This window comes from Oscillochloris sp. ZM17-4 (assembly GCF_019599295.1).
Taxonomy (GTDB): Bacteria; Chloroflexota; Chloroflexia; order Chloroflexales; family Chloroflexaceae; genus Oscillochloris.
Genome location: NZ_JAIEWN010000039.1, coordinates 22,317 through 31,616, shown reverse-complemented (window position 1 = coordinate 31,616; position 9,300 = coordinate 22,317). Strand labels below are relative to the sequence as shown.

General features: G+C 72.0%; 9 protein-coding genes. 1 reads left to right on the top strand and 8 read right to left on the bottom strand.

Features of this window, described 5'->3' with window-relative positions; genetic code table 11:
* The first annotated feature begins 110 nt into the window (after window positions 1-110).
* Window positions 111-1,283: a nickel pincer cofactor biosynthesis protein LarC gene (gene larC / locus K2Z83_RS21660; RefSeq protein ID WP_370650249.1), complete on the top strand. Its 1,173-nt coding sequence runs from the start codon at window positions 111-113 to the stop codon at window positions 1,281-1,283.
* A 264-nt stretch (window positions 1,284-1,547) separates the two neighbouring features.
* Here larC and K2Z83_RS21655 read toward each other — a convergent pair whose 3' ends face one another.
* From K2Z83_RS21655 to K2Z83_RS21615, 8 genes are all read right to left on the bottom strand, one after another.
* Entirely contained in the window at window positions 1,548-1,823 is a 276-nt protein-coding gene (locus tag K2Z83_RS21655; RefSeq protein ID WP_220597267.1) for a hypothetical protein, read from the bottom strand.
* A 9-nt stretch (window positions 1,824-1,832) separates the two neighbouring features.
* Complete coding sequence (locus K2Z83_RS21650; RefSeq protein ID WP_220597266.1) at window positions 1,833-2,621, bottom strand: hypothetical protein; 789 nt, start codon at window positions 2,619-2,621, stop codon at window positions 1,833-1,835.
* 55 nt (window positions 2,622-2,676) lie between these two features.
* Window positions 2,677-3,039: a hypothetical protein gene (locus tag K2Z83_RS21645; RefSeq protein WP_220597265.1), complete on the bottom strand. Its 363-nt coding sequence runs from the start codon at window positions 3,037-3,039 to the stop codon at window positions 2,677-2,679.
* A gap of 245 nt (window positions 3,040-3,284) precedes the next feature.
* Complete coding sequence (locus K2Z83_RS21640; protein WP_255604390.1) at window positions 3,285-4,418, bottom strand: ATPase, T2SS/T4P/T4SS family; 1,134 nt, start codon at window positions 4,416-4,418, stop codon at window positions 3,285-3,287.
* A gap of 87 nt (window positions 4,419-4,505) precedes the next feature.
* Complete coding sequence (locus tag K2Z83_RS21635; RefSeq protein ID WP_220597264.1) at window positions 4,506-5,765, bottom strand: ParA family protein; 1,260 nt, start codon at window positions 5,763-5,765, stop codon at window positions 4,506-4,508.
* A gap of 174 nt (window positions 5,766-5,939) precedes the next feature.
* Entirely contained in the window at window positions 5,940-7,823 is a 1,884-nt protein-coding gene (locus K2Z83_RS29295) for an ATPase, T2SS/T4P/T4SS family (RefSeq protein ID WP_255604389.1), read from the bottom strand.
* A gap of 59 nt (window positions 7,824-7,882) precedes the next feature.
* Window positions 7,883-8,425: a hypothetical protein gene (locus K2Z83_RS21620; protein ID WP_220597263.1), complete on the bottom strand. Its 543-nt coding sequence runs from the start codon at window positions 8,423-8,425 to the stop codon at window positions 7,883-7,885.
* Complete coding sequence (locus K2Z83_RS21615; protein WP_220597262.1) at window positions 8,422-8,883, bottom strand: TadE/TadG family type IV pilus assembly protein; 462 nt, start codon at window positions 8,881-8,883, stop codon at window positions 8,422-8,424. Before K2Z83_RS21615 ends, K2Z83_RS21620 begins: the two co-directional genes overlap by 4 nt.
* Window positions 8,884-9,300: the final 417 nt, after the last annotated feature.

Here is a 9,300-nt window from a genome sequence, read left to right as displayed (position 1 = left end):
CAGGCCCCCGCGACGCGGCTTTAGCCGCCAGCGACGGTGCACATGCCCTGGGGGTATGATTACGGTGACTATCAGGTGGCGCATGCGCTGCCTATGTGAGGAGAGAAGTCGTGCGGATCATCTATATCGATTGCTTTCACGGGGCGGCCGGCGACATGCTCCTGGCCGCGCTGCTCGACGCCGGCCTAGAGATTGATGCGCTGCGGCGGGGGCTGGCGGGGGTCGATCTTGGCGGCTACGATCTGGAGCTAGAGCGGGTGCAGCGCCACGGTGTGCAGGGGGCGCGCCTGCGCGTGCGCGTCGATGAAGGGCAGCCCGCCCGCGACTGGGCGCAGATCCGCGCGCTGATCGCCGGCGGCCGCCTGTCCGACCGGGCGCGATCTATGGCGCTCGGCGCCTTCGGGCGGCTGGCCCGCGCCGAGGCCGCTATCCACGGCGTCCCCGTCGACGCTGTCCACTTCCACGAGGTCGGCGCTGTCGATAGCATCGTGGATATGGTCGGCTTCTGCGTGGGTGTGGACATCCTCTCTGTCAGCAAGATCTATGCCTCGCCGCTGCCGCTGGGGCGGGGCTGGGTGCGCACCCAGCACGGCCCGCTGCCGGTGCCCGCGCCGGCCACGCTGGCCCTGCTGGCCGAGGTCTCCGCGCCGATCATCCCGGCCCCGCCCGGCAGCGACGGCGAGCTGCTCACGCCCACCGCCGCCGCGCTCCTGGCCGAGCTGGCCACCTTCGGCCAGCCGCCGATGCGCGTCCAGCGCGTCGGCTACGGCCTCGGCTCCAAGGAGTTCCCTCGGCTCAACGGCCTGCGGATCTGGCTCGGCGAGAGCGATGCGGCCGAGGGTGACGGCCGCGAGTCGCTGTCCGAGCTGCGCTGCAACCTGGATGATGTTACCGGCGAGGCGCTGGCCTACGCGATCGAGCGCCTGCTGGCATCGGGCGCGCTGGACGCGTGGGCCGCCCCGCTGGTGATGAAGAAGGGCCGCCCGGCCTATCAGCTCGCCTGCCTGGCCCGGCCCGGCGACGTGGCGCCGCTGACGGACATCATCCTGCGTGAGACGCCCAGCCTGGGGGTGCGCTGGTCGCCGGTGGAGCGTCGCGCCGCCGGGCGCGACAGCCTGCCCGTGGAGACGCCATGGGGCGCGGTGCGGGTGAAGCGCAAGCTGATCGCCGGCGAGGTGGCGGGCGGGGCGCCCGAGTACGAGGACTGTGCGGCGCTGGCCCGCGCCTCGGGCGCCCCGCTGGCCGATATCTACCGGGCGGCCCTGCGCGCCGCCGGGCTGTAGGGTAGGGCTGTTGCCCTAAAAACCTGCGTTGTTTGTGCCCAGCAGGCACATGCTGCACTTGTTCTGCTGCGGCGCAGCGTAGCCGCGCCGCAGCAGAACAAGTTTTTTTGTGGGAGAGCGAAGCTCTCCCACACCCTCACTGTGCGCAGTGTTGTTGCTGGCAACAAAAACCTGCGTTGTTTTGGTGAAATGTGGCAGCGAAGCTGCCACATTTCACCAAAACAACAAGGGATTCCGGGGATGGGGACGCAGCACGCTGCGTCCCTACGGGCACGCCGGGGCGAGTGGGATGGCAAGGCCGGGCGGCGGGTAGCGGCTGAAGATCATCGCGTCGCGGACAAACAGGATCTGGCCGGGGTTGAGCGCGTCGCAGGGCAGCAGCCACAGCGAGTAGACGTGCCCGCCAACCGCCGGCGAGTCGAGCTGCCAGCGGCGCGCGCCCGGCCGGCCCGTCGCCGCGAAGCCGGCCAGGGCGCAGGCCAGCAGCAGGATCAGCAGGGCGGCGCCGGCGGCGACGGCGGCGCGGGCTGGTCGTGTCATGCCTTCATTCTACCCCATCTGGGTGAGCGCCGCGCCGCCCCTGGTCATAATCCAGAGCAGGTTGATCAGGATCCCGACCACCAGCGACACCGCGACCATCAGCAGCAGGTACATGGTGCGGCGGCGCAGCTCGCGCTTGAACTCGCTCTGGAGGATGAGCTCCAGGGTGGCCTGCTGGGCGGCGAGCACCGTCTCGACGGATGCGCCCTCGGACTCGGACTGGGCCAGGGCCTCGGCGACATCGGTCAGCTCGCGGCAGCCCCGCGGGCGGGCGGCGAGCGCCAGGGCGGCGAAGGGGCGCAGCCGCCGGTCCTGGCCGAGCTGGATGGCCTCGGCCACCAGCTGGCGCATGGGGGCGATCCGCGGGTGGCCCTGGGCGACGTAGCGGCTCAGGATAGCCGTGGGCGACTCGAAGCTGCCCAGGCCGACGCGCACAAAGGCGATCATGCCGGGGGTGAGGCGGCGCAGGGCGGCCGCCTCGCGCTGGCGGCGCACCTCGGGCCGGCGCGGCAGGGCCAGGCCGAGGCCGAGGTAGGCGCCGAGCGCTGCCGCCAGCAGCAGGGTGCGCGCGCTGCCGCGCACATCCCCGGCGAGCACGACGGTGATCAGCAGGCTGGCCAGGGCGACGCCGGCGATCTGCCCGGCGGCGAGGCGGGCGGTCGGGCTGATGCCGGGCGTGGCCGGGCCGGCGGCGAGCGGCCGGGGAGGCATTAGGGCCAGGCCGAGCCCGGCGAGCAGGCTGGCGGCCAGCGCGCCCAGGAAGTAGGGCGCCCCCGGGGCGATCAGCAGGTCTTGCATAAAACCCTCCCTGTTATTGCTGGCTGGCGACTATGTCGCCAGCCAGCAATAACACTTAATAATCCACGTCGTCGGCGCGGGCGAGCAGCGCCCCGCCGATGATCGGCAGGGCCAGCGATATAGCCACCACCGCGCCGACGACCGCGCCGAGCGGCGTGCTGTAGGCCTCGACCACCCGCCCCCACTGGGTAATGGTGAGGTAGGCGGCCATGGCGATGCCGGCCATGCCCACGGCGATGCCGCTGTAGCGCATCTGGGCCAGCTCGGTGACGGCCTCCTCGCGCCGCCTGTCCGAGGCCTGGATGGCCGCGTAGGCCGCCTCGCAGCGGCGGGCCAGCACGTCCTGGGGCTGGCCGACGGCCACGCTCAGGTGGCTGAGCAGGGTGGCCTGGCGGGCGGACGCCGTCTGCTCGGCCATGGCGGCCACCACCTGCTGGGGCGTGGCGATGCCGCCGGAGGCCAGGTTGGCCCCCTGGCGGGTGAGCAGGTAGCCCCACTCGTCGCGCAGCGGCCCGGCCGGCAGGTCGGCGAGGATGCGCTCGACGGCGCTGCGGAAGCCGCTGCCGCTCTTGAGCAGGGCGCTCAGCCGGCCGACGGCCGCCGTCAGGTCGCGGTCGATCCGGGCGATGTAGCGGGCCTCGGCGGCGCCCAGCAGCGCCCAGATCAGGGCGGCGGCCAGGGGCGCGGCGAGGGCCAGGGCCAGGAAGATGGGGGCATGTAGGCCCCCGGCATCGCCGCGCAGTCGGCGAAGCGCAGCACGGCGCGGGCGGCCGAGCGGGCGTGGATGGTCGTCACCACAGCGTGGCCGCTCACCGCCACGGCCAGGATGGCCCCCGCCTCCTCGGCGCGGGTCTCGCCGGGCGCCACCAGCGAGGGCGTCTGGCGCAGCACCTCGCGGGCGGCCCGGCCGAAGGCCCCCGGCTCGGTGGCGCTCTGCACCAGCTCGCGGGTCCAGGCGCGGTGGCGCACATTGATCTCCTGGGCGTTATCCTCGATCGTGATCACGTGGGGATCGCCGGGCCAGCTGTTGACGATCGCCTCCAGCAGGGCCGTCTTGCCGCTGCCGGTCTCGCCGGCGATCAGGAAGGAGCAGCCGGCCCGCGCCAGGAGGCGCAGCAGGTCGCCCACGGCGGCGTCGCAGGCGCCGCGGCTCACGATCTCATCCAGGCCCCATGCGGCGCGGCGGCCACGGCGGATACAGATCAGGGCGCTGCCCTCGGGCGTGCAGGGCGGGATGCTGACGTGGACGCGGGTGCCGTGGGCCAGGGGCAGGGTGTCCTGGGGGCGGGCGCGGCTGAGCGGCACGTTGAGCCGGGCGGCCAGGAGCAGGGCGCGGTCGAGGGCCTGGCGCGGCGCGGCGAAGCGCTCGGGCACCAGGGCGAAGTCCGCGCCCTCCTCCTGCACCATGATCATGTCGCCGATGATCTTGACCTCCTGGATGCGCTCGTCGTCCAGGTAGGGCTGGGCCGGCCCCCAGCCGAGCGACTCCTGGAACATGTGGAGCAGGCCGGCGTCGTCCTGGGGCAGCCCGCGCAGCGGGCCGTAGCCCTGCTCGATCTGGCGGCCGACCAGCTCGCGCAGCACGCGCAGCACCTCGGGGTCGCGCACCGCCGCCGGGGAGACCGGGTCGAGCAGCGCGGGGTCGAGCCGCTCCAGCAGGGCGTCGCGCACGGCCTGGAGGGTGGCCGGGTCGGCGGCGGGGTCGGCCGGCGGGCGGCGGGCGGCGGGCGATCCGATGGCGGCCAGGCCGCCGTCCTCGATCACGGTGAGCGGGCGGGATGATGATGATGGTTGCATGCTACTCCTCAAAACTCACCTATTTTCTTGGTTGAAATTACCAGCAGAGCTGGTAATTTCAACCAAGAAAAGAATATTCTATCGGCATCACGCCATCGCCGGCATCGCCGGCTTATCGCCCTGGAGCCCGGCGACGAGCCTGCGCCACGGGCTGACTCGCGGCATGGGCAGGCTGGGCGACAGGCCGAGGCGGGCGCAGAGCGCCTCCGTCACCCGGTGGGAGGCCTGGGTGAAGGCGCTGTGCGGCCCGAGGTCGAGCATCGAGATGTAGCCGTCGTACTCGTCGGCCATGCTGGCCAGGCGCGGCGAGCGGGGCAGGGTGCCGAGGGCGCTCACCTGCGGGTAGCGGCGGGCGAAGAGGCCGGCCACATCGTCCACGCTGGCCGTCACGCCGCGCTCGGGCTCCATAAAGAGCAGCGTGCAGTGGTCGAGCCGCTCGGGGGCGTGCTCGCGAAAGTGGTCGAGCATGTGGCCGACGCCCATGCGCTCGCGGGAGCCGGGGGGCGCGGGCAGAATGACGGTGCCGCCCTGCTGGAGCACGTGGGTGGCGTAGGGCCGGCGCAGGTAGTCGGGCGGGGTGTCGATCAGCACCAGGTCGTAGCCCTCGGCGGCGGCCACGCCCGCGAAGAAGCCCTGCCAGTCGGGGAGGCGCACGTCGTTCTCGGCGCGGGCCACGCTGTGCGAGCCGATCAGGAAGTCGATGCCGCCCCAGCCCTCGCCGCCGCCGCGGGTGTGCTCGGGCGCGTAGATGAATGGCCTGATGCCGGTGGGGTTCCAGTGGGCCGGGCCGCGCTGGATGAGGTGCAGGTAGGAGGGCGCGCTGGTGGGCACGCGGAAGGCCGGCACGAGGCCGGGGTTCGAGATGTCGCTGTCCCAGACCAGCACGCGCAGGCCGCGGCGGCGTAGCCCCTCGGCCAGCACGCAGGTGGCGAAGGTCTTGCCGATGCCGCCCTTGGCCGCGCCGATGGCGACGACCGGCAGGCGCCCGCCGCCGCCGGATGCGGCCAGGCCGAGCTGAACGCCGATCCACGCGGCCACCGCCTCGGGGTCGGCCTGGCTGATGGCGGGGATGCCGGCGCTCTGCGCGTCGTTCAGGGCGGCGCGGGCCGGGCCGTAGAGGTTGAGCAGCACGCGCACCCCCGCCTGCTGGGCGATGGCCGCGCTGCGCCAGAGGTCGGGCAGCGGCACGCCCCGGCTGTCGTCCATGTAGAGCGCGTCGGGCGGGCGCTCGCCTGAGAGCAGGCGCTGGACCTGGTCGAGGCGCGAGGGCGCGAGCACCGCCAGGTCGCGCAGGGCCTCGGCCCGCGCCTGGAGTCCGTCGAGGGCGCTGAAGATCACGAGCTCCATGGGAGGTTCTCCTTCTGAATTGCAGATTGCAGATTGCAGATTGCAGATTGCAGATTGCAGATTGCAGATTGTAGATTGTAGAGCGCAGAGCGCAGAGCGCAGAGCGTAGATTGGGCGCACCTTGCGCTGCAACCATCAATCAGAGCCGACAATCTGCAATCTGCAATCTACAATCTACAATCGGCCAAGCCCCCAGGCCCCGCTCACGTGGCCCACGCGCACGAGCGCGTCGGCCTGGGGGTCGTGCCGGAAGAGCGGGCTGGTCGGGAATTGGTCGCCGCTCTGGCCCTGGCCGCCCTGGCGCAGCACCTCCTCGACGCTGAGCACGGCGCGGCGCCCGCCGGGCGTCTGGCCGATCTGCACGACGATCAGGCTGACCACGTCGGAGGTGATCAGGCCGCGGACGATCTGGGCGGCGGCCTGCCCGCCGCCGCCGGCCTCGGCCGAGAGCCCGAGCATGGCCATGCGCTCCAGGTTGCGCAGGGCGCCCTGGGCGCTGCCGGCGTGGATGGTGCCGATGCCGGGGTGGCCGGTGGCCGCCGCCTGGAGCATGGCCATGGCCTCGCCGCCGCGCACCTCGCCGACCACGATGTAGCTCGGCTTCTGGCGCAGGGCGAACTTCACCGCCCGGCTGAACGCGCCCTCGCCGTCGAGCACCTCGACGTGCAGGCTGTTCGGGCTGCGCGGCAGCTCCCCGCCGTCCTCGATCATCACCAGCCGCTTGCTCCGCCCGATGGCCTGGGTCAGCCCGGCGGTCAGGGTCGTCTTGCCGCTGCCGGTCGCGCCCGAGACCAGCACCGAGGCCCCGCAGGCCAGGGCCTCCAGCAGCAGGTCGGCCGCCTCGCGTGTGATCGTCCCGGCCTGCACTAGGTCGTCGAGCGTGCGCCAGCGCTCGGGCAGCAGGCGCACGGACAGCGAGATGCCCTGGGGCGTGGCGGGCGGGCGGGTGATGGCGTAGCGCAGCCGGTCGGCCACGCCCTGGGCCATCAGCAGCTCGCTCTCGTCGTCGTAGAGCAGCGAGATCTTCCCGCTGCGCAGCAGCAGCTGGCGATACACCCATTCGATCCACTTCGGGTGCGTCGTCACGCCGGTGTCAACCATCGCGCCGCGCTGGACGATGAAGAAGGGGTCGCCCGCCGGGCCGTTGAACAGGATGTCGGAGACCTCGTGCTCGGGGCCGCGCCAGATCTCCAGCGGGCCGTACCAGTCGATCTGGGCCCGCTCGCGGTCGGACAGGCCCTCGCCCACGCCCACGAGCTCGAATGCCTCCTCGGGCGGGAGCTGCCAGCAGCTGCGCATGCGCCCGCTGCGCACGAGCATGTGCAGCTCCTCGGCCAGCGCCGCCGTCGCGCCGTAGCGCTCGCCCCAGAGCTGGAGGCCGGCCGCCTGGAGCGCCCAGATCGTGTGGGCCTGGTAGGGCGTCAGCTCCAGGTAGGCCACGCCCGCGCCCTCGTCCACGTAGAGCACGCGCACCGAGCTGAGCAGGCGGCATGCGTAGGGCCGGGCCTGGGAGGCCGTGGCCGATGGCGCGCTGGAGGGCGCGCCGCCCGCCGCGCCGCGGGCCTCGTCGCACAGGTCCGGTGCGCCGCTCGGGTCGCTGAACCCGATGTTCAGACGGTCGCGATAGGTGATCGGCCCGACCGTGCCGGTGGCGAAGGGCACGGGCACCATGTTCGGGTCCAGCTGCTCGCCGTTGGGGTAGGTCGGCTGGGTCGGCGGCTCGGCCATCAGCATTGAGGGCTGCACCAGGTCGTTGGCCCCCAGGTTGCGCGCGGCGTACTGGCCGATGATCGCGCCGGGGCTCGTGATGCCGGCGAGCTGGGTGGGGCGGTGCAGCGACACCTCGACGGTGCCCACATCCTCGGCGGTGATCTGCTGGCCGTAGGCCACGTCGCGGATGAGCACCGCGACGGCATCGGTGCGGCGGCTCTCCAGGTAGCCGACGACGGCCAGCCCGATCGCGGCGAGCAGGCCGACGGCGAGCAGGATCGCTGGCAGCGGGTTGGACTTCTTGCGGTTGAGCGCCTGGCTCAGCGGGGCGGATGAGGTGGTGGCCATTGAGGTCGGGTCTCCTTGTCAGCTAGGGGGCCGTGCGGGATCGCTACGGCCGAGTCGTCTCAGTCAGTCGTATCGAGCGTGTCAGCGGCGGTGATCCACGGCGTGTAGGTGCCCCAGCCGACGATGCCGGTCATCACCGGCCGCACCTCGGCGCAGAGCAGCGGGCTGATCTCGGTCGTGTAGGTGCCCCCGCTGAAGCTGCAGGTGCCGCCCTGGGGCAGCACCGTCCAGCGCACGCGGGCGGCCAGCGTGCCGGCATACTCACCAAGGCCGCGCACCCCGGTGAGGTTGGTGCGCAGGAAGCGGTCGGCGACTATCACCACCCCCCGGCACGCCCCGGCGGTCTCCAGCGTCACCGCTCTACAGTCGCTGGTGACGCGCAGCCCATCCTCTCCCCGGGCCAGCCCCGCGTAGTCGAATGCCTGCACGGCCGAGCGGGTGGCCTGCTGGAGCGCGTCCTCGACCATCGCCACCTCCAGCCAGCGCTCGGCGACCTCGACCACCATCAGGACGAAGACCATCAAAAAGGGCAGGATGATCGCCATGATCACGAGCGACTGGCCTGTGGTTTTAGCGTGCAATTTCTTCTGTATAGCGCTCATTGTTCGTCCCTCTCTGCGGCGCGGGTGGCCTCGCCGCGCAGCGTGAACTGCTCGAAGAGCGGGGGCAGGGGCGTCCAGAAGTTGCCGACGTAGGTGATCGACACCGTGATCGGGTCGTAGCGCCGACATGGGCTGTGTGTGCAGGCGACCAGGATGGCCGCATCATCGGCGCGAGTGCCGACGCCGCCGTCAAGCACATCGGCGGCGGTCTGGTTCGCCGCCTGTGCATTACCGCCGGCGAGGGCGGCCTGGTGGGCGGCGGCGCGGGCCGCCTGGCTGACGGTGTAGTTGGCCAGCAGCAGCTGGCCGATATCGATCAGGCCGATCAGCAGCATGAGCAGGATGGGGATGACCATCAGGGTCTCGACGAGCGCCTGGCCGCGCGCGCGGCGGCACGGGCGCATCAGGGCCGAGAGCCGAAGGCCCGATGGGGCGAGCGTGGTGAGGATTTGTTTCAAGACGACGCTCCTTGTCTCCGTGGGAGGTGCGGGCGGAACCCTCCGCCCCGGCCACGGGTGTGTCAGCTATTCGCTCAGCTTGGCTGCTGGTGCGAGGGGCGAGATCGTGATCGTCACTGAGACGGGCGGGAAGGGCGGATGGCCGCTGCTGCGCCTCGGGGCCGCCACGGTGCGCGCCCGGCGGCGGCGCCACTGCCAGAGATCTGGTCTCCCGTTGGGCCGCTCAATCACAGGTGATCGAAAATCCGGATCGGTAAGGCAACGCTTCACTGTGATACTCCTCGTAATCCCCGATGGGCAGGTGCTGCGGCCAAGATAACGCTCCCTGGTGCGCTGGCGGGGACGCATCCCCGCCAGCGCAGTCGCCCCTACGGGCTCCCCGGCGCGATCACGCTGCGCGGGATGAGCAGGTTCACG

Coding starts and splice junctions, on each gene's coding strand:
- K2Z83_RS21655 (WP_220597267.1), bottom strand. CDS start 1,823: ATGACACGACCAGCCCGCGCCGCCGTCGCCGCCGGCGCCGCCCTGCTG.
- K2Z83_RS21650 (WP_220597266.1), bottom strand. CDS start 2,621: ATGCAAGACCTGCTGATCGCCCCGGGGGCGCCCTACTTCCTGGGCGCG.
- K2Z83_RS21645 (WP_220597265.1), bottom strand. CDS start 3,039: ATGGCCGAGCAGACGGCGTCCGCCCGCCAGGCCACCCTGCTCAGCCAC.
- K2Z83_RS21640 (WP_255604390.1), bottom strand. CDS start 4,418: ATGCAACCATCATCATCATCCCGCCCGCTCACCGTGATCGAGGACGGC.
- K2Z83_RS21635 (WP_220597264.1), bottom strand. CDS start 5,765: ATGGAGCTCGTGATCTTCAGCGCCCTCGACGGACTCCAGGCGCGGGCC.
- K2Z83_RS29295 (WP_255604389.1), bottom strand. CDS start 7,823: ATGGCCACCACCTCATCCGCCCCGCTGAGCCAGGCGCTCAACCGCAAG.
- K2Z83_RS21620 (WP_220597263.1), bottom strand. CDS start 8,425: ATGAGCGCTATACAGAAGAAATTGCACGCTAAAACCACAGGCCAGTCG.